Below are 23,516 nucleotides of genomic sequence, written 5' to 3' on the forward strand. Positions count from 1 at the left end.
TCCTCAGCCCTTGCCGTCTGCGGTGTCTCGGTCGGTGTCCCGGGCGGCGGTGTCGCGCTGCAGCTCCCGGAAGGCGGCGGCCACCACCTCGGGGTACTCCATCATCGCCACGTGTCCGGCCTCGGGCAGGCTCAGCAGCCGCGAACCCCGGAAGGCCGCGGCGGCCTTGCGCGCCATACGGTACGAGACCAGCTGGTCCCGGCCACCGTAGACCAGCAGCGTCGGCGCGAGCACGCGCTGCGCCTGGCGCCACAGCCCGTGTTGACCGCCGAGGGTGTAGGCGTCGACGATTCCGCGCGAGGAACGGCTCATCGCCTCCCAGAAGTACGGGAGGGCCATGCGCCGTTCCATCTCCTCGACGGCGCCGCGGAAGCCTTCCGGTGTCACCCGTGAGGGGTCTCCGTAACAGAGGGCCGTCACCCCCTGGGTGCGCTGTTCGGCCGTCAGGTGCCGGGTGAGGCGCCCGAGCAGGGCGGGCGCGCCGGGCAGGGCCAGCAGGGCGGTGGGCACGGCCGAGCTCTGCACCCGCAGCTCGGGCAGCGCGGGCGAGACCAGCGTCAGCGTGCGCACGAGGTCGGGGCGGACCGCCGCGACGCGGGTGGAGACGGCGCCGCCAAGGGAGTTGCCGAACAGGTGGACCGGGCCGCGTCCCGCGGCGTCGAGGTGCCGGATGACGGCGCGGGCCATCGCCGTGATCGAGTAGTCGCGGTCGGCGGGCGGCGCGGACCAGCCGAAGCCGGGCAGGTCGAGCGCCTCGCCGTCGACGGCGCCGGCCAGCTGCTCCATGAGCGCCGACCAGTTCTGGGAGGATCCGCCGAGTCCGTGCACGAACAGCGCGGGCGGCAGACCCTCCCGCTGCGGTGGCCGGAAACGTACGTTCATCTCCAGGCCCGGCAGCGCGACGGTGCGCAGCCCCTCTCCGTCGCCCAGCCGGACGGCTCCCACCTGGGAGATCGGCTCGGCGGTGGACCGTACGCCCGGCAGCTCGGTCGAAGACATGGGCCAATGTTACGAGACGATCACGCTCGCCCCTCTGTGATCCTTTGTGTTCGCGGTCACAGGACCGCCTGGCGGCGGACTCCTCATACTCCTAGGCTCGTATGTGAACGAGCGAAGGCGAGGCGAGTGGAATGACTGTCGATCCTGCCGAACCGGACACCTTCCGGGACCGGCTCGCGGACCCGCCCGACGCCGAGGCTCCGGAGGCGGACGCCGCCGAACAGCTCACCGACATCCAGCCGCAGGAGGACGACCCGCTCGCCGGAGCGGACCGGGGGGAGGCCCCCGAGGCGGACGCCGCCGAGCAGGCCCGGGTGGTACCCCTGGACGAGGAGGACTACCGCTGACAGCATCTGACAGGCGCTGACCAGCGTGTCCGGGGTGTGCCCAGGCCGTCCGCACAGCGAGAAAACTGGGCTTGAACCCACCAGATTCGGTTACCGAAAAGTACGATGGCGGCGCGGCGCAGAGCGCACTGTGTTCTTAGAGAAAGTGGGAGGCGGCGTGACAGCCATCGAGCAGACCGAGGCAGCGCGTCCGCGGGGTACGCGACTGCCGCGCCGTGCCCGGCGCAACCAGCTGCTGGGCGCTGCCCAGGAGGTGTTCGTCGCGCAGGGTTACCACGCTGCGGCCATGGACGACATCGCGGAGCGGGCGGGTGTCAGCAAGCCGGTGCTCTACCAGCACTTCCCCGGCAAGCTCGACCTGTACCTGGCGCTGCTGGACCAGCACTGCGAGAACCTGCTCCAGGCGGTGCGCGGGGCGCTGGAGTCCACCAGCGACAACAAGCTGCGCGTGGCGGCGACGATGGACGCCTACTTCGCCTACGTCGAGGACGAGGGCGGCGCGTTCCGCCTGGTGTTCGAGTCGGACCTGACCAACGAGCCGGCGGTGCGCGAACGCGTCGACCGCGTCTCGCTCCAGTGCGCGGAGGCCATCTCCGACGTGATCGCCGAGGACACCGGACTGTCCAAGGACGAGTCGATGCTCCTGGCCGTGGGCCTGGGCGGGGTCTCGCAGGTCGTGGCCCGGTACTGGCTGTCGAGCGAGAGCCCGGTCGCCCGCGACACGGCGGTGGGCCTGCTGACCTCCCTCGCCTGGCGCGGCATCGCGGGCTTCCCGCTGCACGGCACGGAGGCCGCGGAGGCCTGACCGGCCGCTGTTCGCTGCGAGCGTGTCCGCCGCGAGCCGATCGTGTCCCCTCACCGGGCTAATGTGGACCGGGTACGGCGCGGCTGATCGCGCGAACCGGACCGTCGGAGGGACAAAGCCGTGGAGGTCAAGATCGGCGTGCAGCACGCACCCCGGGAGATCGTGCTGGAGAGCGGCCTGAGCGCCGAGGAGCTGGAGAGCATCGTCGCCGAAGCGCTGACCGGCATCGCGCCGCTGCTGAGCCTGACCGACGTCAAGGGCCGCAAGGTCCTGGTGCCGTCCGACCGTCTGGCGTACGTCGACCTGGGCGAGCCGGCGCAGCGCAAGGTCGGTTTCGGAGCGCTCTGAGGCACCGGAGTACGACTGGAGCGGCCCGGCGGATGGATCCGCCGGGCCGTTTCCGTATCTTCCGCTTCGGGTAGGACCGCAGTGACCCGGTGTGCCCTGACGTAGGGGAGTGACCAGATGATGCTGATGGAGGCGGTCGGCTCCGGCCTGCTGGGCCTCGCCCTCGCGGGCGTGGCCGTGCGCCTGCTCTCGAAGCGACTTCCCTCCACCAGAACGGTGCTGGTCAGCGGGGTGACGGGCGCCCTTTTCGGGGCCTATCTGACGCACATGTCGCTGGGGCCGGGGCACAACACCCTGTTCGCGACCCTGCTGGGCGGACTCGGGGTGTCGGCCGTCGTGCTGTCCCTGCTGCTGCGCCCGGCCGCCGGGGGCGGCCGGGGTCCGCGCCGTCCTCCGTTTTCACTCCCGTCGCGGAGCTGAGGGCGGGCGCGGACGACCGTGGCCGGGGAACCCTAGGCCGCGAGGCCGAGGGCGGCCATGCGCTTGGTGTGGGCCTTGGTGATCCGGGTGAACATCTCGCCGACGGCCGCCAGGTCGAAGCCAGCCGCCATCCCGTCCACGCCGCCGACCAGCATGGTGGACAGCGCGTCGCGCTCAGCCACCACGCGCTGGGCCTGCGAGAGGGCCTCGCCCATCAGGCGGCGCGCCCACAGCGCGAGCCGGCCGCCGACGCGCGGGTCCGCGTCGATGGCGGCGCGCACCTTCTCGACGGCGAAGCCGCCGTGGCCCGTGTCGTCGAGGACGCCGACGACCAGGGCGCGGGTGTCGGTGTCGAGGTGGGTGGCGACCTCGCGGTAGAAGTCGCTGGCGATCGAGTCGCCGACGTAGGCCTTGACCAGGCCCTCCAGCCAGTCGGAGGGGGCGGTCTGGCGGTGGAAGTCGTCCACGCCCTTCGCGAAGGGCTCCATCGCGGCGGTGGGCTCGGCGTCGATCGCCGCGAGCCGGTCGCGCAGCCGCTCGAAGTGGTGGAACTCGGCGGAGGCCATCTTCGCCAGCTCGGCCTTGTCGCCCAGGGTGGGCGCGAGCTTCGCGTCCTCCGCCAGGCGCTCGAAGGCCGCGAGCTCTCCGTACGCCAGCGCGCCGAGGAGGTCCACGACGGCGGCCCGGTACTGCGGGGAGGCAGAGGCCGTCGCCCAGTCCTGGGCGGCGATGCCCTGCGCCCCGGCCTGGGCGTTGTCGTCGGCGGGAGATGCGTTTTCAACGGTCGACATGCTCCGCACAATAGCCCGCCGAAAGGCCGGACAAGGCACCACTCCTCCGTGCTCCCGTTCCGTGTAAACCCGCCTACGTGGTGAATTCACCCGACACACCTGCGCGATTCCGGGGTACAGTGGTAATGCGCCTGCCGAATACTCGGCGGGCCATCCGAATGAGGATGCCCGGTCGGTGGCCCGATCGGCTCCACCCGACCGCCCTCGTAGCGGGGAGTGCGCCCATGCGTACCGCCTCCACGAGGGGCCCCCTCAGCGGCATGAGCGCCTGAGCGATGGCAGTGGTCCCGCGCAGCTTCGTACGACCCGCCCCACCCCGGGCGGGCGCAGTACCGCAAGCCCGGCACGGTAGGACCCCCCTCGCCGCCTCGCGCCGCGTCTCACAGAAGAGGCAGCACCCTGACTACGTTCCGAGAACTCGGGATCTTCCCCGAGACGGCCGAGGCCCTGGAAGCCGTCGGCATCGTGTCCCCCTTCCCGATCCAGGAGATGACCCTCCCCGTCGCCCTCTCCGGCACGGACGTCATCGGCCAGGCGAAGACCGGCACCGGCAAGACGCTCGGTTTCGGCCTTCCCCTGCTGGAGCGGGTCGTCGTCCCGGCGGACGTCGAGGCCGGCCGGGCCACGCCCGCGCAGCTCACCGACTCCCCGCAGGCCCTCGTGGTGGTTCCGACCCGCGAGCTGTGCACCCAGGTCACCAACGACCTGCTGACCGCGGGCAAGGTCCGCAACGTCCGCGTCCTCGCCATATACGGCGGCCGCGCGTACGAGCCCCAGGTCGAGGCGCTCCAGAAGGGCGTCGACGTGATCGTCGGCACCCCGGGCCGCCTGCTGGACCTGGCCGGGCAGAAGAAGCTCGACCTGTCCCGCGTCAAGGCCCTCGTCCTCGACGAGGCCGACGAGATGCTCGACCTGGGCTTCCTGCCCGACGTCGAGAAGATCATGAACCTGCTGCCGGCCAAGCGGCAGACGATGCTGTTCTCGGCGACCATGCCGGGCGCGGTCATCGGTCTGGCCCGCCGCTACATGTCGCAGCCGACGCACATCCGCGCCGTCTCCGAGGACGGCGAGGGCGCGACGGTCGCCAACATCAAGCAGCACGTCTTCCGCGCGCACAACATGGACAAGCCGGAGCTCGTCTCCCGCATCCTCCAGGCCGACGGCCGCGGGCTCGCGATGATCTTCTGCCGTACCAAGCGCACGGCCGCCGACATCGCCGAGCAGCTGGAGCGGCGCGGCTTCGCCTCCGGCGCCGTCCACGGCGACCTGGGCCAGGGCGCCCGTGAGCAGGCGCTGCGCGCATTCCGCAACGGCAAGGTCGACGTGCTGGTGTGCACCGACGTCGCCGCGCGCGGCATCGACGTCGAGGGCGTGACCCACGTCATCAACTACCAGACGCCGGAGGACGAGAAGACCTTCCTGCACCGTGTGGGCCGCACCGGCCGCGCGGGCGCGAAGGGCACCGCCGTCACCCTGGTCGACTGGGACGACATCCCGCGCTGGCAGCTGATCAACAAGGCGCTGGAGCTGGACTTCCACGACCCGGTCGAGACGTACTCCACCTCCCCGCACCTGTACGAGGAGCTGGGCATCCCGGCCGGCACCAAGGGCATCCTGCCGCGCGCCGAGCGCACGCGGGCCGGCCTGAAGGCCGAGGAGCTGGAGGACCTGGGCGAGACCGGCGGGCGCGGTGGCCGTGGCGGCCGCGGCGCCGCCGCTCCGGTCGAGGAGCGTCCCGCCCGGACCCGTACGCCGCGCCAGCGCCGCCGCACCCGTGGCGGTTCGGACGTAGGCGCCGAGGTCGAGTCCACGGCCACCGCGGTGACCCCGGCCGTCGAGGCCCCCGCCGACGACGAGACGCGCCGCCCGCGCCGCCGCCGCACCCGGCTGACGGCCGCGGCCGTGGCCGCGGTCAACGAGGCCGAGGCCCCCGTCGCCGAGGCGCCGGCGGTCGAGGCCCCGGCTCCGGCCGTGGTCGCGGTCGCGGTCGAGGAGGCGGCGGTGGTCAGGCCGCGCCGCACCCGGACCCGCAAGGCCGCCGCGGCCGTGGAGGCCCCGGTCGCCGAGGCCCCCGTGGTTGAGGCCCCCGTGGTTGAGGCTCCCGTGGCCGAGGCCCCGGTCGTGGCCGTGGCTCCCGTGGCCGAGGAGGCTCCGGCGAAGCCGAAGCGCACCCGGACCCGCAAGGCCGCCGTCGCCGAGGCCCCGGCGGCCGAGGCCCCCGGGGCCGCCGCCCCGGTCGCCGGGGCGTCGGCTCCGGTCCGGCCGCGCCGGGTCCCGACCCGCAAGGCCGTGGCCACCCCGATCCCGGCCGTGGTCATCGACGAGGCGCCCGTCGCGCCCCGCCGCCGGACCCGCAAGGCGGCCGCCGCGGACTCCGAGCCGCAGTTCCAGATCGCCCCGCCGAGCGAGCCGGTCCGCACGACCCGCCGCTTCCGGTAGGCACGGGCGTACGACGGTACGGCCCCGGTCCCCTTTCGAGGGGGCCGGGGCCGTCCTCGTACCCGGGCCTACGGGCCGGTAGCCTCGGGCCATGAGCAAGCCGCCGCGCCTCACCCTGCCCCCCGCCGCCCGCGCGTACCGCCTGACCACCTCCCGCGGCGAGTTCGCCGTGCACGAGGCGGGCGAGCCCGTGCACGGCACCGCCCTGCTGGTCCCCGGGTTCACGGGCAGCAAGGAGGACTTCATCGCCCTGCTGGAGCCGCTCGCCGCCGCCGGGTACCGGGTGGTCGCCGTCGACGGGCGCGGGCAGCACGAGAGCCCCGGCCCGCGCGAGGAGTCCGCCTACGAGCTCCACGAGCTGGCCCTCGACGTCCTGGCCCAGGCCGGGGCCCTGGGAGGCGCGGCGCCGCTGCACCTGGTCGGCCACTCCCTGGGCGGGCTGGTCTCGCGCGCCGCGGTCCTGCGCGACGCCTCCCCCTTCACCTCCCTCACCCTGATGAGCAGCGGCCCCGCCGCGATCGCGGAGGAGCAGCAGACCCGGACGAAGCTGCTGGTCGCGGCGCTGGAGGCGATGCGGGAGGACATGCCGGCGGTCTGGGAGGCCATGCGGGCCCACGACTCCGCCGACGCCGTCCCCGACGCACCGGAGCTGGCCGCGTTCCTGCGCGGGCGCTGGCTGGCCACCGTCCCGGAGCAGCTGATCACGACCGGCCGGATCCTGGTCTCGGAGCCGGACCGGGTGGAGGAACTGGCGGCGGTGGCACTGCCGAAGCTGGTGCTGTCCGGGGTGGTCGACTACGCCTGGCCGGTGCCGCTGATGGACGAGATGGCCGCCCGTCTGGGCGCTTCCCGGGTGGTGGTCGAGGGCGCCGAACACTCCCCGAACGCGGAGAACCCGCAGGTCACGGCCGGATCTCTAGTGGCCTTCTGGCGATCCTCGACCGCCTGGTAGTTAGCTAAGGAAAAAATTTCCTTAGCGTAGGGAATGTTTCTGAGGGGCGTCTGGTTGAACCCTGTGCAAGGAGAACACCGACGAAGGGAGAAGCCGTGCGCTTCGAGATTCTGCGCCTGGACGACGTCGACGGAACCGCCGTGGACAGCACCGTCGTGGACGCGGCCTCCGTCAACCGGATCGTGCAGCAGGCGGCCGCCATCGGCCAGCGCATCCTGATCCGACCGGCCGAGAGTGCGTCCTCCTGATGCTTCCCGAAACGCCCCCGTACCGATCCGGTACGGGGGCGTTCGCATGCGCGGGGCGGGGCGGGGTCAGGCGCCGCGGACGACCTGGAGCACGCCGTTGATGATCTGCTGGACGGCGATGGCCGACAGCATCATGCCCGCGAGGCGGGTGACCAGGACGACGCCGCCGTCCTTGATGATCCGGATGATGACCAGCGAGTAGCGCATGGTCAGCCAGAGGACCACGTGCATCGCGGCGATCGCGGTCCAGACGGAGAGCTGTCCGCCGAACCCGTCGGCCTTCTGGACGGCCAGGATGACGGAGACGATCGCACCGGGACCGGCCAGCAGCGGCATGCCCAGCGGGACGAGCGCGACGTTCACGTCCTTGGTCTGCTTGGGCTCGTCGGTCTTGCCGGTGAGCAGGTCGAGCGCGATCAGCAGGAGCAGCAGGCCGCCGGCGATCATCAGCGCCGGGACGGAGACGTGCAGGTAGTCCAGGATCTGCTGGCCGCAGATGCCGAAGGTCGCGATCACGCCGAAGGCGACGCAGACGGCCTGCCAGGCCATGCGGCGCTGGACCTTGGCGGGGCGGCCCGAGGTCAGGGCGAGGAAGATCGGCGTGATGCCCGGCGGGTCCATAATCACAAAAAGCGTGAGAAAAAGGGATCCGAAGACGGCGAAGTCGAACACAGTGATGCCTTGCATAGAGGGGTGTTACGAAAAAGGGCGAGGGGGAAGGGCGCGCGTGAGCCCGGTGACCGCGTCACAGCGGCCGGCGGCGCTCAGGCGCGGGCGTCTCCGCCGGTGCCCGGAACGGGGAAGGCCCCCGTCGCACGGCGCGTGATCTCGCCGTAGATCTCGGGGTCGGTGGTGTACTCCCCGAGACGGCAGGTCTTGCGGCTGCCGTGGTAGTCGCTGGAGCCGGTCGTCAGCAGGCCGAGGTCCCCGGCCAGTCCTCGCAGGCGCGCGCGGGTGTCGGCGTCGTGGTCCATGTGGTCCACCTCGATGCCGTCCAGGCCCGCCGCCGCGAGGGCGCCGATCGCCTCCTCGGGCACGCACACGCCGCGCTTGACGGCGGCGGGGTGCGCGAAGACGGTGACCCCGCCGGCCGCCTTGACCAGGCGGATGGCGTCGAAGGGGTCGAGCTCGTGCTTCTCGGCGTAGGCACGGCCTCCGTCGGCGAGCCAGTCCGCGGTGAACGCGTCGGAGACCGTGGGGACGACCCCCAGCTCGACCATGGCGGCCGCGATGTGCGGGCGTCCGACGGAGCCGTCCCCCGCGATCCGGGCGACCTGCTCCCAGGTCACGCCGACACCGAGCTCCTGGAGCTTGCCGATCACGGCCTGGGCGCGCGGGGTGCGGTCGTCGCGGACCAGCTCCCGCTCGCGGGCGAGCTCGGGCTCCTGCGGGTCGAAGAGGTAGGCGAGCATGTGCAGCCCCACCCCGTCGAGCCGGCAGGACAGCTCGGCCCCGGTCACCAGCGTGAGGCCCCGCGGCACGGCCGCGATCGCCTCGGCGTATCCCCCGACGGTGTCGTGGTCGGTCAGGGCGACCACGTCCAGCCCCGCCGCGGCGGCATTGCGCACCAGCTCGGCGGGGGTGTCGGTGCCGTCGGAAGCCGTGGAGTGGGCGTGCAGGTCGATGCGCACAGCCGGGCTCCAGGGATCGGGCGGACGAGGGGGACACTCCAGGGTACCCGTGCCCCGACCTGCCGGAAGCCGCGGGCGTCGGGGCGGGGGTGCGGGGCTCGCGGCGGGGTGCGGGGCTCGCGGCGGGGGCGGGCCATCGCCCCGGCGAGGGGTGGCGGGCGGGCCATCGCCCCGGCGAGGGGTGGCGGGCGGGCCCCCGCCCCTCAGGGCCCCAGGATGCGGGGGCTCAGTGCTCCGCACGGCACCAGTTCGACTTCGGCGCCCGCGTCGCGGAGGTCGGCCAGGACGAGTTCGTCGTACATCAGGAGACCCGACTGCTCCGGCCAGACGATGGCCCACAGCCAGAGTCCTCGCGCCTCGCCCGCGAACACGGCCCGGTCCTCCGGGGCCCCCTTCACGTGCCACAGCGGGGTCGGGCGGCCGTCGGTGACGACCTTGACGTGCGGTGGACCCGAGACGTCGAGGCCCGGGCCGGGGTCGGGGCCGTCGATTCCCGCGAAGCGGGCGCCGAGGCCCACGCCCAGTTCCTCGGCGACCAGCAGCATCTCGCCCATTCCGCCCAGCGGGCCGGGGCCGGTGCAGGCCACGACCGTGGCCCGGCCGCCGGTCCGGTCGTCACCGGCGGACGCCACCCCGGTGAACAGCCATCCCACCGGCAGCGGCCACGGCATCCACACCGGCACCCTGGACCGGTTCGCCACCACGCCGAGGCCCTCCACGCTGGGCGGGAGGACGGGCTGCAGCGGATGGACGGGGCCGTGCACGGCGCACTGCCAGGAGTCGGAGAAAAGACCGGGCGCGCGGACCCGGCCACCACACTTCGGGCAACTCGGTTCGCCCCTCATAGGAAGCACGCTCCTCCCCGCCCGGCGCCCCGTCAAGACACGATCACCCGTCCGGATGGCGTCCGTACCCGCGGGCTCCGCGCTCAGTCCAGTGCGACGGCCGTACGCAGAGGGTCCCGCAGATCCGTGCCGCGCGCGAGCCAGCGCTCCTGGAGGGCGGCCGCACCGTGCACCCGCTTCCAGGCGGCCTCGTTCGCCGTCATCGGCAGCAGGGGGAGGAAGCGCACGGGGTCCATCGGCTCGTCCAGTTCGAGGTCCTCGACGAGTCCGCCCGGCTCGGCGACCAGGACCGAGGTGAACGGCGCCCCCTCCCACAACGGTTCCCCCACGTCCAGGGAGGCGCCAGGGGCCACGACGAGCCCCTCGACCACCGGGGAGGCGGCGAGCACGGCGAGCGGACGCAGCACCTTGTCGGTGGGTGCGAGCCCCGCCCGTACGGTCAGCACGAGCTCGGCGCGCGGGCCGCGCACCGGGTCGGCGACCACGGCGGTCGGGTCGGTCATGGGATGCGCGGACATGCCGAGGGTCGCGTACCGGACGAGGTCGCCCTCGGCGAAGCGGAGGACCTCGATACGGTCGGTGCCCAGGAAGGTGACGGCGGCGCGGGCGTCGGGCTCGCCGAACGCGCTGCGGAGCCGGGCTTCGACGAGGGCCGGAATTTCTGCCATGGAGCGAGCATAGAACTCCTATCCGCCGGGTAAAGACAGGCGTTTGACCATCCGTCGGCTGCTAGTGTTGACAGCTGGTCGGGGCCGCTGCGCAGAAGCGTTGTTTCCAGGCTCCGGCGACAGGACGTCCCCCACGGGGGACCGGCCGGAGGAGGTGGGGCTGCGATGGACCGAAGTCGATCGTGCAGTACCAATCGCTCTTCGGCGACTTTCCAGGGTGGCTCCAGCCCCCTTTGATCTTCTGATCAGCAGAAGAGCGACGGCAGAACTTTGTCCTCCCGTCCTGTTTCCCTCCGTCCGCACGGGCCTGTCCGCCTGCTGCCGGAGGGCCTCCCACCCGTGCGGTCCGCAGCCGCGCGCGAGAAGGAGCCTGCCATGTCGATGCTGCCCTACCTCCGTGCCGCCGTCCGTCCGGCACTGCGCAGGTCCACGCCTGTCCAGCCCGGCTACGACACCACCCGCGACCCCTCCGCGAGCAGCGCGGTGGTCGACTGCGCCGTCTACCGCGACGGCCGACGGGCGCAGGGCGACTGCCTGACGCCCCGTGAGGCGCTGCGCCGGGTCCGGGAGGACGGCGGGTTCGCCTGGATCGGGCTGCACGAGCCCACCGAGGCCGAGTTCGCCGGGATCGCCGCCACGTTCGGCCTGCACCCGCTCGCCGTGGAAGACGCGGTGCACGCGCACCAGCGGCCGAAGCTGGAGCGCTACGACGAGACCCTCTTCACCGTCTTCAAGACGATCCACTACGTGGAGCACGCCGAACTCACCGCCACCAGCGAGGTCGTGGAGACCGGCGAGGTGATGTGCTTCACCGGCCCCGACTTCGTCATCACCGTCCGGCACGGCGGCCAGGGCTCCCTGCGGACGCTGCGCCACCGCCTCCAGGACGACCCGGAGCTTCTCGTGCGGGGCCCCTCGGCGGTGCTGCACTCGATCGCCGACCACGTGGTGGACGGCTACATCGCGGTGGCCGCGGCCGTGCAGGACGACATCGACGAGGTGGAGAGCGCCGTCTTCGCCGCGCCCGCCAAGGGCGTCGCCCGGGGCGGCGACGCGGGCCGCATCTACCAGCTGAAGCGGGAGGTGCTGGAGTTCAAGCGGGCGGTCTCGCCGCTGCTGCGGCCGATGGAGCTGCTGAGCGAGCGGCCCATGCGGCTGGTGGACCCGGACATCCAGAAGTACTTCCGCGACGTCGCGGACCACCTCGCCCGGGTGCACGAGCAGGTGATCGGCTTCGACGAGCTGCTGAACTCCATCCTCCAGGCGAACCTGGCCCAGGCCTCCGTCGCCCAGAACGAGGACATGCGCAAGATCACCTCCTGGGCGGCGATCGTCGCCGTGCCCACGATGATCTGCGGCGTGTACGGGATGAACTTCGACCACATGCCGGAGCTGCACTGGCGCTACGGCTATCCGATGGTGATGGCCGCGATCGTGGGCAGCTGCTTCGCCATCCACCGGACGCTGCGGCGCAACGGCTGGCTGTAGCGGACGGGAGCTCAGCGCCTACGCTGTGCGCATGACTCTCAGCGCACTCGACCTGGCCCTCGTCGAGGAGGCCTCCAAGAAGTCCGGCCTGATCTGGGTCCGCGGTGCGGGCGCCGACCGGGCCCTGTGGCACGCCTGGGTGGACGGCGCCGCGCACGTGCTCGGCGACGGCCCCGGCGAGCAGCCGTTCCCCGGGCTCGCCGACGGCGCGGCCGCCGAGGTGACCGTACGCAGCAAGGACAAGGGCGGCCGGCTCGTGGCCTGGACCGCGGCCGTACGGGAGCTCGCGCCGCGCACCGGGCCGTGGGAGACGGCCGTCGCCGAGCTCAAGGGCAAGCGGCTGAACGCGCCCGACTCGGAGGCGATGACGGAGCGCTGGGCCCGCGAGTGCCGGCTGCTGCGCCTGGAGCCGGTGTCGGTGGCCGACCGGCTGCCCGAGGGCTCGCTGGCCGCGGCGCCGCTGGGCTCCCCGGCGACGACCCGCAGGCCGATCCCGGCGGGGCTGCCGAAGCTGCTGCTGAAGCGGAAGCGGAAGTAGCGGCCGGGCGCTCAGCCGCCGGTCGGGTTGGAGCCCTGGCCGGAGGAGCCGGCACCCGTGCCGCCCGTGCCGCCCGTGGTGGCGCCCTTCGACGGGGCCGGGGAGGCCGTTCCGGTGCCCGCACCCGTACCCGTTCCCGTGCCCGCGCCGTCCTTGGTGGTCGGCAGCTGGGAGCCGTAGTCCACGGTCTGGTCCTGCGCCGGCGCCTCCAGAGGGAAGGTTTTGCCCCACTCGGACAGCTCCACGCGGCCCGCGCCGCCCGCACGCTCCATCAGCAGAGGGTAAGGGGTCCCCTCCAGGGACACCGTCAGCTTGCCGCCCTTGCCCGCGTCGGCCGAGACCGGCACCGCCCTGGTGTGGCCGACGCTGGTGTAGCCGCCCTTGGTGAGCTTGCCCTGGAGGCCGAGGAGCCCGTCGAGCAGCACGTGCATGTCGGTGAACCCACGGAACTGCTTGTAGGTGGGGTCGCTCTCGGGAACCTTCACGTACTTGTCGCCGAGCTTGCCGGCCGAGTCCGACTTCCCCCAGAAGGCCGCGCTCGCCTTCAGGTACAGCTGCTCGCCGACCCGCAGCACCTGGAAGGTGTCCGACTGGGACTTCACCTGGCCGGAGCCGCCGTCCGCCTTGAGCCGCAGGTCGAGGGTGAAGGTTTTGCCGCCGCTGACCAGGGTGCCGGAGAGGCGGACCGAGTTGGCGGCGGTGGCCGCGGCCTTCGCCTGGCTCTCGATCTTCTCCGGGGTCTGCTTGCCGACCCCGTTCGTCCCCTTGTCGGGGTCCGCCTTCTCCGCGCAGCCCGTCCCGGTGACGGCGAGGCCCGCGCACAGGGCACCGATGAGGGCGGCCCGGCGCAGCCGTACGGCGGAGGGGTAGGCGGTCACGTCGGTTGCCTCTCGTCGTCGGTCGGCCGGGACACCTCCCGAGATGGCCGGGGGAGCAGCAGGCAGCGTACCCGCCTGCGGAACCGGGCCCGCCGGACCCCCGGCCGGACTGCCCCACCAGGACGCTTTCCCCCGGCAGGGGCTAGCCTGAGGCACGGTATGACTGGTGATCGACGCTCTAGGAGGCGCTCGGATGGGTGCAGGCGCCCCGCGGATCTTCGTCTCGCATCTGTCGGGTGTGCCCGTCTTCGACCCCAACGGCGACCAGGTCGGCCGGGTCCGCGACCTCGTCGCGATGCTGCGCGTCGGCGGGCGCCCGCCCCGGCTGCTGGGCCTGGTGGTCGAGGTGGTCAGCCGGCGCCGGATCTTCCTGCCGATGACCCGGGTGACGGGCGTGGAGTCCGGTCAGGTCATCACCACCGGCGTCGTCAACATGCGGCGCTTCGAGCAGCGCCCGACCGAGCGGCTGATCATCGGCGAGTTGCTGGACCGCCGGGTCACGCTGGTGGCCAGCGGCGAGGAGGTCACCGTCCTGGACGTGGCCATCCAGCAGCTGCCGGCCCGCCGTGACTGGGAGATCGACCGGATCTTCGTCCGCAAGGGCAAGGGGGGCGCGCTGCGCCGTCGCGGCGAGACGCTGACCGTGGAGTGGTCGGCGGTGACCGGCTTCTCGCTGGAGGAGGAGGGCCAGGGCGCCGAGAACCTGGTCGCCACCTTCGAGCAGATGCGCCCGGCGGACGTGGCGAACGTCCTGCACCACCTGACGCCGAAGCGGCGTGCCGAGGTGGCCAACGCCCTCGACGACGACCGGCTGGCGGACGTCCTGGAGGAGCTGCCCGAGGACGAGCAGGTGGAGATCCTCGGCAAGCTGAAGGAGGAGCGTGCCGCCGACGTCCTGGAGGCGATGGACCCGGACGACGCGGCCGACCTGCTCTCGGAGCTGCCCGAGGACGACAAGGAGCGGCTGCTGACGCTGATGCAGCCGGACGACGCGGCCGACGTGCGCCGCCTGCTGTCGTACGAGGAGAACACCGCGGGCGGTCTGATGACCACGGAGCCGATCGTGCTGCGGCCCGACGCGACCGTCGCCGACGCGTTGGCCCGCGTACGCCAGTCGGACCTGTCGCCGGCGCTGGCGGCGCAGGTGTACGTGTGCCGGCCGCCGGACGAGACGCCGACGGGCAAGTACCTGGGGACGGTGCACTTCCAGCGGCTGCTGCGGGACCCCCCGTTCACCCTGGTGAGCTCGATCGTGGACACGGACCTGCCGCCGCTGCCCCCGGACGCCTCGCTGCCCGTCGTGACGAGCTACCTGGCCGCGTACAACATGGTCGCGGCGCCCGTCGTCGACGAGAGCGGCTCGCTGCTGGGCGCGGTGACGGTCGACGACGTCCTGGACCACCTGCTGCCCGACGACTGGCGGGAGACGGACTTCCACTCCGAGGAGGCCGTCAGTGGCCACTGAACGCGGGCGCGGCGAGGCGGCGCGCGAGCGTCGGCGGGAGCGGCGCGAGCAGGCCCGCGAGGGGCTGTCGGAGCGGCTGGAGGAGGCGGCACGGCTGCGCGGCGAGCGGGCGGCGGAACGTTCCTCCGAGCGGGCGCGCGGCGGCGCGCCCTCGGGCGCCAGCGCGCTGACGCGGTCCCGGGTGCGGCTGGACCAGCCGCGCCAGGACCGGCGCAAGCTGCTGCCCGAGTACGACCCGGAGGCCTTCGGGCGGCTGTCGGAGCGGGTCGCGCGGTTCCTCGGCACGGGCCGGTTCATCGTCTGGATGACCCTGGTCATCGTGGTGTGGGTGCTGTGGAACATCTTCGCGCCGGAACACCTGCGCTTCGACCAGTACCCCTTCATCTTCCTGACGCTGATGCTGTCCCTCCAGGCCTCGTACGCGGCCCCGCTGATCCTTCTCGCGCAGAACCGGCAGGACGACCGGGACCGGGTCACGCACGAACAGGACCGCAAGCAGAACGAGCGGTCCATCGCGGACACCGAGTACCTGACGCGGGAGATCGCGGCGCTGCGGATGGGCCTGGGCGAGGTCGCCACGCGCGACTGGATCCGCTCGGAGTTCCAGGACCTGATCAAGGAGATGGACGAGCGGCGGCTGTTCCCCGCCGAAAGTGACGAAGGCGACCGCTGATCGGCTTACCGGAGCCCTGCTGCCGAGCCGTACCATCGGGGGCATGGCTACCGAGACACCCTCCGCCGCCGTGCCGGAGCAGGACGCGATCCTGGACGCGCTGGCGACGGTCAACGACCCCGAGATCCACCGGCCGATCACCGAGCTCGGCATGGTCAAATCGGTGGAGATCGGCGACGGCGGCGCGGTCGCCGTCACGGTCTACCTGACGGTGTCGGGCTGTCCCATGCGCGAGACCATCACCAAGAACGTCACCGACGCGGTCGCGAAGGTGGCCGGCGTCACCTCCGTGTCCGTCTCCCTGGACGTGATGAGCGACGCGCAGCGCAAGGAGCTCGCGGCCACCCTGCGCGGCGGCACCGCCGAGCGCGAGGTGCCCTTCGCCAAGCCGGGCTCGCTGACCCGCGTGTACGCGGTCGCCTCCGGCAAGGGCGGTGTCGGCAAGTCGTCCGTCACGGTCAACCTGGCGGCGGCGATGGCAGCCGACGGCCTGAAGGTCGGCGTGGTCGACGCGGACATCTACGGCCACAGCGTGCCGCGGATGCTGGGTGTCGAGGGCAAGCCCACCCAGGTCGAGAACATGATCATGCCGCCTTCGGCGAACGGCGTGAAGGTCATCTCCATCGGCATGTTCACCCCGGGCAACACGCCGGTGGTGTGGCGCGGTCCGATGCTGCACCGGGCGCTCCAGCAGTTCCTCGCCGACGTGTTCTGGGGCGACCTGGACGTGCTGCTGCTGGACCTCCCGCCGGGCACGGGCGACATCGCCATCTCGGTGGCCCAGCTGGTCCCGAACGCCGAGATCCTGGTCGTCACCACCCCGCAGCAGGCCGCGGCCGAGGTCGCGGAGCGGGCCGGCTCGATCGCCGTGCAGACCCACCAGAAGATCGTGGGCGTCGTCGAGAACATGTCGGGCCTGCCGTGCCCGCACTGCGACGAGATGGTGGACGTCTTCGGCACCGGCGGCGGCCAGCTGGTCGCGGACGGACTGACGAAGACCACGGGCGCCACGGTGCCGGTGCTGGGCCAGATCCCGATCGACGTGCGCCTGCGCGAGGGCGGTGACAACGGCGAGCCGGTCGTCCTGGCGGACCCGGACTCCCCGGCAGGCGCGGCCCTGCGCACGATCGCCGGCAAGCTGGGCGGGCGCGCCCGCGGCCTCTCGGGCATGTCCCTGGGCATCACGCCGCGCAACAAGTTCTGACGCGCCGGAACACGCACCCGCGGGGTCCGCACAGCGCACAGGGGCATCGCCGCCAGGCGGTGCCCCTTCCCCGTACCCCTGCCTACTCGTACAGCGCGAGGTCCGCGATGGCCGAGAAGCCCAGCCCGTACGCGCTCATCCCCCGCCCGTACGCGCCCAGGTGCACCCCGCTCCCGGTGGACCCGGCGAGCACCCACCCGAATTCCGACTCACGGTAGTGGAACGTCGTCGGCTCCCCGTCCACCGGCAGCGACAGCGTCGACCAGTCCGGCCCCTCCAGGTCGTCGGCGAGCTCCCACGCCGCCTCCGTCTGCTGGTCCAGCCAGTCGTCGCGCAGGGTGTGGTCCATCTGGGGCGGCCAGCTGTAGGCCAGCAGGCCCGAACCGGCCAGCCAGGCGGCCGAGGAGACCGAGGTGGCCTCCAGCACGCCGGTGCCGTCCCCGCTGCGGCGCAGGGGGTTGCTGGCGACGGTGACCACCACCGCGAACCGCTCCTTCTCGCCGGTGGCGATCTCCCCCCGGGCCGAGGGCTCGTCGCCGTGGCCGGTGGAGCCGTGCTCCACGGTGCCGTCGGCGGCGGTGCCGACCTGCATGAGCCAGCGGGGGCCGCTGAAGGCCCCGTCCAGCCCGTACCAGGGGAACCCGGCCCTCAGGTACCCCTCGGCCGCCCTGCGGGCCGCCGGGACGGGCGCGGTGCCGTCGGCGGGCGGCGGCGCCTGCTCGGCCGGCTCGGGCTGCGGGGCCGTGGCGCCGGGGGCTTCGGCGGGCTGTACGCCCACCCTGCTGCTGCTCGTGCTCGTCGTCTCCATGGGCGGCCTCTCGTTCCGTGGGATCCGGAACGGCCCTCCCCCTCGCTTCGCTGGGGGGACCCCCACCCTCGGGCGTCCTGGCTCCGGACAGATGGAGAATAGCCAGCCGGCCCGGGATCGACGGGCAGGCCGCGGCTCAGGTGGCGTCGGCGTCGAAGGGCGTACGCGGTTCCTGGGCCGGTGCGGCGGGCTTCTTCAGCAGATCGGGACCGGTACCGGCGGCGGGCGTGGCGGACGCCGGGGAGGCGGCGGGCGCCGAGCCCGGCTCGCGGCTGTTGACCGCGTCGGTGACCTCGTTCAGCTCCTTGCGGAGGTCGAAGCTGCTGCGCAGCTCCTGGAGGTCCTCGTTCTCGGTCAGCTGCTTGCGGATGAAGGTCTTCGGGTTCAGGTCCTCGAACTCGAAGTCCTTGAACTCGGGTCCCAGTTCGGAGCGGATGTCCTGCTTGGCGCTGTCCGAGAACGCGCGGATCTTCCGGATGAATCCCGAGACGTCCTGGATCACCTTCGGGAGCTTGTCCGGCCCGAAGATGAGGATGGCGAGCACCACGATGGTGACCAGCTCGAGTGCGCCTATGTCGTTGAACACCTTGCCGCTCCTCGGCTCTCTCCACATCCGGCGCGGTCAACGGTACCCGGCGTTCCCGGCCCGGCCCTACGCCGGTGCGGGCCCTTCGCCGGATTCACCCGGCCGTCGGGCCGTCCTCCCCCGCCGGCCGCCCGGGATCAGGAGCCGCTCGCCGAGCCGAGGACGACGTCGAGCGTGGTGTCGCGGCCGTCGCGGAGCACGGTCAGGGAGAGGCGGTCGCCGGGACGGTGGGCCCGGATCTTGATGATCAGCTCGTCGCCTCCGTGGACGCGGACCCCGTCCACCTTGGTGATCACGTCGCCGGGGCGGATCCCGGCGCGGGCCCCGGGGCCGCCGGCGACCACGGCGGGCTTGCCGTCCTCGCCCTTGGCGTCGACCCGTGCTCCGTCGCCCTGGTACTGCATGTCCAAAGTGACCCCGATGACGGGGTGGGTGGCGTGGCCGGTGCGGATGAGCTCTTCCGCGACGCGCTTGCCCTGGTTGACGGGGATGGCGAAGCCGAGGCCGATGCTGCCGCTCTGGCGGGTGCGGTCGGCGTCGTCGTCGCCCTTGTCGGCGCCCCGGATGGCGCTGTTGATGCCGATGACGTGGGCGCGGGAGTCGAGGAGCGGGCCGCCGGAGTTGCCGGGGTTGATGGGGGCGTCGGTCTGGAGGGCGTCGACGTAGCTGATGTCGCTGCCGTTGCCCTTGTCGCCGCCCGCCGTGATGGGGCGGCCGGTGGCACTGATGATGCCGGCGGTGACGGTGTTGGAGAGGTTGAAGGGGGCTCCGATGGCCACGACGGGGTCGCCGACGCGGACGTTCTCGGAGTTCCCCAGGGCCAGCGGGCGCAGGCCCCGGACACCGGTGACCTTCACGACGGCCAGGTCGTAGCCGCTGTCGCGGCCGACCAGCTCGGCGGTGACACTGTCGCCGCTGCTGAAGGTGACCGTTATGTCCTTGGCGTCGGCCACGACGTGGTTGTTGGTCAGGATGTGGCCCTGCTCGTCCAGGACGAAGCCGGTTCCGGTGCCGCCACCCTCGCCCCCGCTGACGTGCAGGGTGACGACGCCGGGCAGCGCGGTGGCGGCGATGCCGGCCACGCTGTCCGGGGCCCGGCCCTTGTGGTCGGCGGCGGCCTGCGGGAGCTCCAGGCGGGTGCCGGTGCGGCGCTCGGCCAGGATGCCCAGCCAGCCGCCGACGCCGCCCGCGAGGAGGGCGATCACCAGCGCGAAGACCGCCAGCTGCCACACCGACGGCGCGGCCCGCCGCGGCGCGCCCTCGGCGTCCGCCAGTTGGAGCGGCCGCTCGGCCCAGGGGTCGTACCGCGGCTCGGGGGCGGGTCCGTGCGACGCGTCCGGCGCCGGCCCACCGGCGGTGTCCGGGACGGCCCCGGGCATCGGATCCGCCGGGCCGCCCGCGGACTCCCCCTGCGGTACGGCCGGAGCCGCACCGCTCGGTGCGGGAGCGGCGGTGGCGGCGGTGGCGTCGGCGGGGGACTCCGGGCCGGGCTCCGGGTGCGGTCGTACCGGGTCGGCGGGCCGGCTCCACCAGGACGGGGCCGGGTCGCTCTTGGGACTGTCGGACATGTGCGCTCCCCCGCGGGCCTGGCGCGCCGCGGGGCGGCGCGTGTGTCGCAGATTCAACCAGGTGCCGCACGCCCGCGCTGGCCCGGGGCGGACCCGGCGGCCCGGCCGAGGGCCGGGTCCCTCAGCGGGAGAGGGAGGCCGGCCGGGCCGATATCGGGGGCGACGGGGAGGTCGTGGGCAGCGGGGCGGACGGGCTCGGGGTGCGCATCCCGTCGCGCAGGGGCAGGCGGTCGCGGACGGCGGCGTCGGTCAGCGGCACCGAGGGCCCGGGCCGGGAGGCGGGCGCCTCACCGCGGGCGTTCGGCTCGATGGCGTCCAGCGGGAGCGCACCGCCCAGCGCGATCGCGGCCAGCGACACGGCCCCGGCCGCGACGAAGGCGAACCGGCGTCTGGACCGCCCCACCTCATGGATGCGGAAGCCCTCGCGGGGGGCGGCCGGCGCGGCGTACCCGAACGTGGCGAAGGGGTCGGCGCCGGGTGCGGCCGGGGTGCGCGCCGCCCCGGGACCGCCAGGGCCGCCCTGCGGTCCCGCGGGGCCCTCGGGACCGGCGCCCGGCAGCCCCTGCAGCCGGGCCAGGAGGCCGGCGGACAGCGGCGGCGGAGCGCTCTCCACGAACAGCGTCTTCAGCCGGCGCTGCGCGTCGGCCTCGGCCTTGCACTTGGCGCAGGTCGCCAGGTGCGCCAGTACCCGCTCGCGGGCGTCGTGCTTCAGCTCCCCGTCCACCAGGGCGGCGAGGCGGTCGCCCAGGTGCTGGTCGGCGGGAGACGGACCGGCTCCGCTCACTCGGTTCCGCCCTCTCCCCCGGCACCCGGGGCGCCCACCGCCACACCCGCCAGGGCGCGCTGCTCGGCGCGCGCCTCGGGAGAGCGGTGCTTGAGCGCCTTGCGCAGGTGCGAACGGCCGCGGTGGATGCGGCTGCGGACGGTGCCGAGCTTCACGCCGAGGGTCGCGGCGATCTCCTCGTAGGACAGGCCCTCGATGTCGCAGAGGACCACGGCGGCGCGGAACTCGGGCGCGAGGGTGTCCAGCGCCTGCTGCACGTCGGCGTCGAAGTGGGTGTCGTGGAGCACCTGCTGGGGGGAGGGCTCACGGCTCGGCAGCCGCTCGGCGGCGTCGTCGGCGAGCGCGTCGAAGCGGATGCGCTGCTTGCGGCGGACCATGTCCAGGAACAGGTTCGTGGTGATGCGGTGCAGCCAGCCCTCGAAGGTGCCGGGCGTGTACGTGGACAGCGAGCGGAAGACGCGGACGAAGACCTCCTGCGTGAGGTCCTCGGCGTCGTGCTGGTTGCCCGTCAGTCGGTAGGCGAGGCGGTAGACCCGCGCGCTGTGCGTGCTGACGATCTCCTCCCATGAAGGAGGGGTCCACGCCTGGGAGCCCGCATCGGCGGCAAAGGTCGCGGTGGTCGCGGTGGGGGCGGAGTGGAAACGGTCAGCGGTGTAGGTCACGGATTTCGGCTCACCCGCCGACCAGAAGAGGCGTCTGAGTACGCCCCCACGATCCACAGGCGCAGCCGCACCTCCCCTGTCGGCTCTGGTGGTGTCCAGTGGAGCCCCTACCATAGCCACCCCTCCCGTCAGCTCCGGATAAGCATTTTTGCAGTAACTTTGCCCGGGACTCGGGTTCCGCGCCGCCGATCTGCCCGCCGGCGTCCCCTCTATCCCGCCTCTCACCCTCCCAACGCCCGGTCCCATCTGCGGGTTCCCGACGTCAGCGGATACAGTCACCGTTGCGCCAACTATGGGGACAGGAGAGGGTCATTACCGGCAACCGGCAGACGAGCTGGGCGTTCGCCGACGCGTTTGTCGCCGAGGACGACGCTCTGCGATGGGCCCGCGACCGGTCCAGGGAAGCGGGCCTGCGCTCCGTCTCCCCCGGCACCGGGGCCGCGCTGCGTCTGCTCGCCGCCACCGCGGACGCCAAGGCGGTGGCCGAGATCGGCACGGGAACCGGGGTCTCCGGCATCCACCTGCTGCACGGGATGCGCCCCGACGGCGTGCTGACCACGGTGGACCCGGAACCGGACCGGCAGGCCTTCGCCCGGCAGGCGTTCCGCGCGGCGGGCTTCGCGGGCAACCGGGCGCGGTTCATTCCCGGGCGGGCCCTGGACGTCCTGCCGCGGCTCGCCGACGGCGGCTACGACCTCGTGTTCTGCGACGGGGACCCGACCGAGTCCCTCGACTACCTCGCGGAGTCGCTGCGTCTGCTGCGGCCCGGGGGGCTGGTGTGCTTCGAGGGGGTCTTCTCCGACGGGCGCACCGTCGACTCCGCCGCGCAGCCGGTGGAGGTGCTGCGGGTGCGGGAGCTGCTGCGCAGCGTGCGGGAGAGCCCGGCGCTGGAGTCGGCGCTGCTGCCCGTGGGCGACGGGCTGCTCTGCGCCGTCCGGAGGTAGGTCCGGCCGTCCGGGGGCAGGGCCGGGCCGGGTGGCGGCGGGGGCCGCCGCGAAAACAACACCGCCCCCGCCGCGGGTGCGGCAGGGGCGGTGCAGAGATCAGTGGCCGAGGCTCAGCCGACGACCTTCTTCAGGGCGTCACCCAGGGCGTCCGCCTCGTCCGGCGTCAGCTCGACGACAAGCCGACCGCCGCCTTCGAGCGGTACGCGCATGACGATGCCTCGCCCCTCCTTGGTGACCTCGAGCGGGCCGTCGCCCGTCCGCGGCTTCATGGCCGCCATGCTCGTTCCCCTTCCTGAAACCAGCTCATCGTCAGCCGACGGCCCCGTTCAGGCGCCTAATACCCGGCATCGAACACATTGCTTCCCAGCCATTATCCCGCATGTCAGGACCCGATGACCAACATCGGCGGGGAACGCTTGCGCAACGCGCTCTCTCAAAACCACTCATTTCGGGGATCCGCCTGCGATACTTCGCCGCCGCTCCCCGGGAGGGCCTCCGCCGCGTTTGACGCACATCACATGCCCGGTGGTGGTCCCGTCCGCCATGCTGACCCTTGGACCGGCCGGTACCGGCCGGTAGCCACACCCGCGACGAAGGGGGACCCCCGCCATGGCCGACAGCGTGCTCTACGAAGTGACCGACGGACTCGCGAAGGTCACGATCAACCGGCCCGACGCGATGAACGCCATGAACACGGAGGCCAAGGTCGCCCTGCGCGACGCGGTGCGGGCGGCGGCCGAGGACCCGGCCGTGCGGGCGGTCCTGCTGACCGCCTCCGGCACCCGGGCCTTCTGCGTGGGCCAGGACCTCAAGGAGCACATCGGGAACCTGGCGGCCGACCGCGAGACCGGTTCGCAGCTCACCATGAACACCGTCTCCGAGCACTACAACCCGATCGTGCGGGCCCTCACGGAGATGCCCAAGCCCGTGGTGGCCGGGGTCAACGGCGTCGCGGCCGGGGCGGGCTTCGGCTTCGCGCTGGCGGCGGACTTCCGCGTGGTCTCCGAGACCGCCTCGTTCAACACCTCGTTCGCCGGGGTGGCGCTGACCGCGGACTCCGGCGTCTCCTGGACGCTCCCCCGCCTGATCGGCGCCTCGCGCGCCTCCGACCTGCTGCTGTTCCCCCGCTCCATCACGGCGCAGGAGGCCCGTGAGCTGGGCATCGTCAACCGCCTGGTGCCGGCGGAGGACCTGCACGCCGAGGCCGAGGCGGTGGCCCGGGCCCTCGCCGCCGGTCCGACGGTGGCCTACGCCGCGATCAAGGAGTCCCTGGCGTACGGGGCCTCCCACTCCCTCTCCGAGGCCCTGGAGCGCGAGGACGTCCTCCAGACCCGGGCGGGCGCCTCGGAGGACCACTCCATCGCCGTCCAGGCCTTCCTCGCCAAGCAGCCCCCGGAGTACCTGGGCCGCTGAACGTTCACG

At 73.0% G+C, this 23,516-nt stretch carries 27 protein-coding genes; 14 read left to right on the forward strand and 13 right to left on the reverse strand.

Annotated elements, in window-relative coordinates; genetic code table 11:
• Positions 1 to 3: 3 nt before the first annotated feature.
• Positions 4 to 999, reverse strand: a complete 996-nt coding sequence (locus tag ACFY15_RS02855) for an alpha/beta fold hydrolase (RefSeq protein WP_390685231.1) — start codon at positions 997 to 999, stop codon at positions 4 to 6.
• Positions 1,000 to 1,130: 131 nt separating this feature from the next.
• Here ACFY15_RS02855 and ACFY15_RS02860 point away from each other — a divergent pair, with 131 nt between their 5' ends.
• From ACFY15_RS02860 to ACFY15_RS02875, 4 genes are all read left to right on the forward strand, one after another.
• Entirely contained in the window at positions 1,131 to 1,346 is a 216-nt protein-coding gene (locus ACFY15_RS02860) for a hypothetical protein (protein ID WP_390685230.1), read from the forward strand.
• 157 nt (positions 1,347 to 1,503) lie between these two features.
• Positions 1,504 to 2,151 (forward strand): TetR/AcrR family transcriptional regulator, encoded by a 648-nt coding sequence (locus ACFY15_RS02865; protein WP_366452607.1) that lies wholly within the window; start codon positions 1,504 to 1,506, stop codon positions 2,149 to 2,151.
• 120 nt (positions 2,152 to 2,271) lie between these two features.
• Entirely contained in the window at positions 2,272 to 2,499 is a 228-nt protein-coding gene (locus ACFY15_RS02870; protein ID WP_390685229.1) for a DUF3107 domain-containing protein, read from the forward strand.
• Positions 2,500 to 2,616: 117 nt separating this feature from the next.
• Positions 2,617 to 2,919 carry a hypothetical protein gene (locus ACFY15_RS02875; protein ID WP_390685228.1) on the forward strand — a complete coding sequence of 101 codons (303 nt, stop codon included), beginning with the start codon at positions 2,617 to 2,619 and terminating at the stop codon, positions 2,917 to 2,919.
• 32 nt (positions 2,920 to 2,951) lie between these two features.
• Here ACFY15_RS02875 and ACFY15_RS02880 read toward each other — a convergent pair whose 3' ends face one another.
• On the reverse strand, positions 2,952 to 3,710 hold the full coding sequence (locus tag ACFY15_RS02880; protein ID WP_390685227.1) for a ferritin-like fold-containing protein: 759 nt from the start codon (positions 3,708 to 3,710) through the stop codon (positions 2,952 to 2,954).
• 465 nt (positions 3,711 to 4,175) lie between these two features.
• Here ACFY15_RS02880 and ACFY15_RS02885 point away from each other — a divergent pair, with 465 nt between their 5' ends.
• The 3 genes from ACFY15_RS02885 (at position 4,176) to ACFY15_RS02895 (ending at position 7,349) form a co-directional block, all read left to right on the forward strand.
• Positions 4,176 to 6,149 carry a DEAD/DEAH box helicase gene (locus tag ACFY15_RS02885; RefSeq protein ID WP_390685226.1) on the forward strand — a complete coding sequence of 658 codons (1,974 nt, stop codon included), beginning with the start codon at positions 4,176 to 4,178 and terminating at the stop codon, positions 6,147 to 6,149.
• 91 nt (positions 6,150 to 6,240) lie between these two features.
• Complete coding sequence (locus tag ACFY15_RS02890; protein ID WP_390685225.1) at positions 6,241 to 7,101, forward strand: alpha/beta fold hydrolase; 861 nt, start codon at positions 6,241 to 6,243, stop codon at positions 7,099 to 7,101.
• Positions 7,102 to 7,196: 95 nt separating this feature from the next.
• Positions 7,197 to 7,349, forward strand: a complete 153-nt coding sequence (locus ACFY15_RS02895; protein ID WP_007266367.1) for a hypothetical protein — start codon at positions 7,197 to 7,199, stop codon at positions 7,347 to 7,349.
• Positions 7,350 to 7,415: 66 nt separating this feature from the next.
• On the opposite strand, the gene ACFY15_RS02900 is transcribed toward ACFY15_RS02895, so the two are convergent.
• The 4 genes from ACFY15_RS02900 to ACFY15_RS02915 form a co-directional block, all read right to left on the reverse strand.
• Positions 7,416 to 8,021: a MarC family protein gene (locus ACFY15_RS02900; protein ID WP_358894301.1), complete on the reverse strand. Its 606-nt coding sequence runs from the start codon at positions 8,019 to 8,021 to the stop codon at positions 7,416 to 7,418.
• A 92-nt stretch (positions 8,022 to 8,113) separates the two neighbouring features.
• On the reverse strand, positions 8,114 to 8,980 hold the full coding sequence (locus ACFY15_RS02905) for a PHP domain-containing protein (protein ID WP_390685224.1): 867 nt from the start codon (positions 8,978 to 8,980) through the stop codon (positions 8,114 to 8,116).
• Between the two features lie 203 nt (positions 8,981 to 9,183).
• Positions 9,184 to 9,825 carry a DUF6758 family protein gene (locus ACFY15_RS02910; protein ID WP_390685223.1) on the reverse strand — a complete coding sequence of 214 codons (642 nt, stop codon included), beginning with the start codon at positions 9,823 to 9,825 and terminating at the stop codon, positions 9,184 to 9,186.
• Positions 9,826 to 9,908: 83 nt separating this feature from the next.
• Positions 9,909 to 10,493, reverse strand: coding sequence for a suppressor of fused domain protein (locus ACFY15_RS02915; protein WP_042811274.1), 585 nt, complete (start codon positions 10,491 to 10,493; stop codon positions 9,909 to 9,911).
• A gap of 375 nt (positions 10,494 to 10,868) precedes the next feature.
• Between ACFY15_RS02915 and ACFY15_RS02920 the strand changes: the two genes are divergently transcribed.
• Both ACFY15_RS02920 and ACFY15_RS02925 read left to right on the forward strand, forming a co-directional pair.
• Positions 10,869 to 11,981, forward strand: a complete 1,113-nt coding sequence (locus tag ACFY15_RS02920) for a magnesium and cobalt transport protein CorA (protein ID WP_390685222.1) — start codon at positions 10,869 to 10,871, stop codon at positions 11,979 to 11,981.
• 31 nt (positions 11,982 to 12,012) lie between these two features.
• Positions 12,013 to 12,519 (forward strand): hypothetical protein, encoded by a 507-nt coding sequence (locus ACFY15_RS02925; RefSeq protein ID WP_390685221.1) that lies wholly within the window; start codon positions 12,013 to 12,015, stop codon positions 12,517 to 12,519.
• Positions 12,520 to 12,530: 11 nt separating this feature from the next.
• Here the strand turns inward: ACFY15_RS02925 and ACFY15_RS02930 are convergent, their stop codons facing one another.
• Entirely contained in the window at positions 12,531 to 13,397 is an 867-nt protein-coding gene (locus ACFY15_RS02930; protein WP_390685220.1) for a hypothetical protein, read from the reverse strand.
• A gap of 193 nt (positions 13,398 to 13,590) precedes the next feature.
• On the opposite strand from ACFY15_RS02930, the gene ACFY15_RS02935 reads away from it, so the two are divergent.
• The 3 genes from ACFY15_RS02935 (at position 13,591) to ACFY15_RS02945 (ending at position 16,739) form a co-directional block, all read left to right on the forward strand.
• Complete coding sequence (locus tag ACFY15_RS02935; protein ID WP_042811277.1) at positions 13,591 to 14,862, forward strand: magnesium transporter MgtE N-terminal domain-containing protein; 1,272 nt, start codon at positions 13,591 to 13,593, stop codon at positions 14,860 to 14,862.
• A gap of 94 nt (positions 14,863 to 14,956) precedes the next feature.
• Positions 14,957 to 15,535 carry a DUF1003 domain-containing protein gene (locus ACFY15_RS02940; protein WP_390685502.1) on the forward strand — a complete coding sequence of 193 codons (579 nt, stop codon included), beginning with the start codon at positions 14,957 to 14,959 and terminating at the stop codon, positions 15,533 to 15,535.
• A gap of 43 nt (positions 15,536 to 15,578) precedes the next feature.
• Positions 15,579 to 16,739 (forward strand): Mrp/NBP35 family ATP-binding protein, encoded by a 1,161-nt coding sequence (locus ACFY15_RS02945; RefSeq protein ID WP_390685219.1) that lies wholly within the window; start codon positions 15,579 to 15,581, stop codon positions 16,737 to 16,739.
• Between the two features lie 82 nt (positions 16,740 to 16,821).
• On the opposite strand, the gene ACFY15_RS02950 is transcribed toward ACFY15_RS02945, so the two are convergent.
• The 5 genes from ACFY15_RS02950 to sigE all read right to left on the reverse strand — a co-directional run bounded on the left by ACFY15_RS02950 (position 16,822) and on the right by sigE (position 21,261).
• Entirely contained in the window at positions 16,822 to 17,547 is a 726-nt protein-coding gene (locus ACFY15_RS02950; protein WP_390685218.1) for a hypothetical protein, read from the reverse strand.
• A 136-nt stretch (positions 17,548 to 17,683) separates the two neighbouring features.
• Positions 17,684 to 18,133, reverse strand: a complete 450-nt coding sequence (locus ACFY15_RS02955) for a sec-independent translocase (protein ID WP_390685217.1) — start codon at positions 18,131 to 18,133, stop codon at positions 17,684 to 17,686.
• A gap of 137 nt (positions 18,134 to 18,270) precedes the next feature.
• On the reverse strand, positions 18,271 to 19,701 hold the full coding sequence (locus tag ACFY15_RS02960; protein WP_390685216.1) for a trypsin-like peptidase domain-containing protein: 1,431 nt from the start codon (positions 19,699 to 19,701) through the stop codon (positions 18,271 to 18,273).
• A 121-nt stretch (positions 19,702 to 19,822) separates the two neighbouring features.
• Positions 19,823 to 20,485, reverse strand: coding sequence for a zf-HC2 domain-containing protein (locus tag ACFY15_RS02965; RefSeq protein WP_390824906.1), 663 nt, complete (start codon positions 20,483 to 20,485; stop codon positions 19,823 to 19,825).
• On the reverse strand, positions 20,482 to 21,261 hold the full coding sequence (sigE, locus tag ACFY15_RS02970) for an RNA polymerase sigma factor SigE (protein WP_390685214.1): 780 nt from the start codon (positions 21,259 to 21,261) through the stop codon (positions 20,482 to 20,484). Before sigE ends, ACFY15_RS02965 begins: the two co-directional genes overlap by 4 nt.
• A gap of 167 nt (positions 21,262 to 21,428) precedes the next feature.
• On the opposite strand from sigE, the gene ACFY15_RS02975 reads away from it, so the two are divergent.
• The gene (locus tag ACFY15_RS02975; protein ID WP_360867549.1) at positions 21,429 to 22,091 is read left to right on the forward strand and encodes a class I SAM-dependent methyltransferase; all 663 of its coding nucleotides are present in this window, start codon (positions 21,429 to 21,431) and stop codon (positions 22,089 to 22,091) included.
• Between the two features lie 113 nt (positions 22,092 to 22,204).
• On the opposite strand, the gene ACFY15_RS02980 is transcribed toward ACFY15_RS02975, so the two are convergent.
• On the reverse strand, positions 22,205 to 22,372 hold the full coding sequence (locus tag ACFY15_RS02980) for a DUF3117 domain-containing protein (RefSeq protein ID WP_003966491.1): 168 nt from the start codon (positions 22,370 to 22,372) through the stop codon (positions 22,205 to 22,207).
• Between the two features lie 331 nt (positions 22,373 to 22,703).
• Here ACFY15_RS02980 and ACFY15_RS02985 point away from each other — a divergent pair, with 331 nt between their 5' ends.
• Positions 22,704 to 23,507: an enoyl-CoA hydratase/isomerase family protein gene (locus ACFY15_RS02985; RefSeq protein ID WP_390685213.1), complete on the forward strand. Its 804-nt coding sequence runs from the start codon at positions 22,704 to 22,706 to the stop codon at positions 23,505 to 23,507.
• The last annotated feature ends 9 nt before the right edge of the window (positions 23,508 to 23,516 follow it).

It is taken from the genome of Streptomyces sp. NPDC001373, assembly GCF_042895815.1.
In the GTDB taxonomy this organism is placed as follows: Bacteria; Actinomycetota; Actinomycetes; order Streptomycetales; family Streptomycetaceae; genus Streptomyces.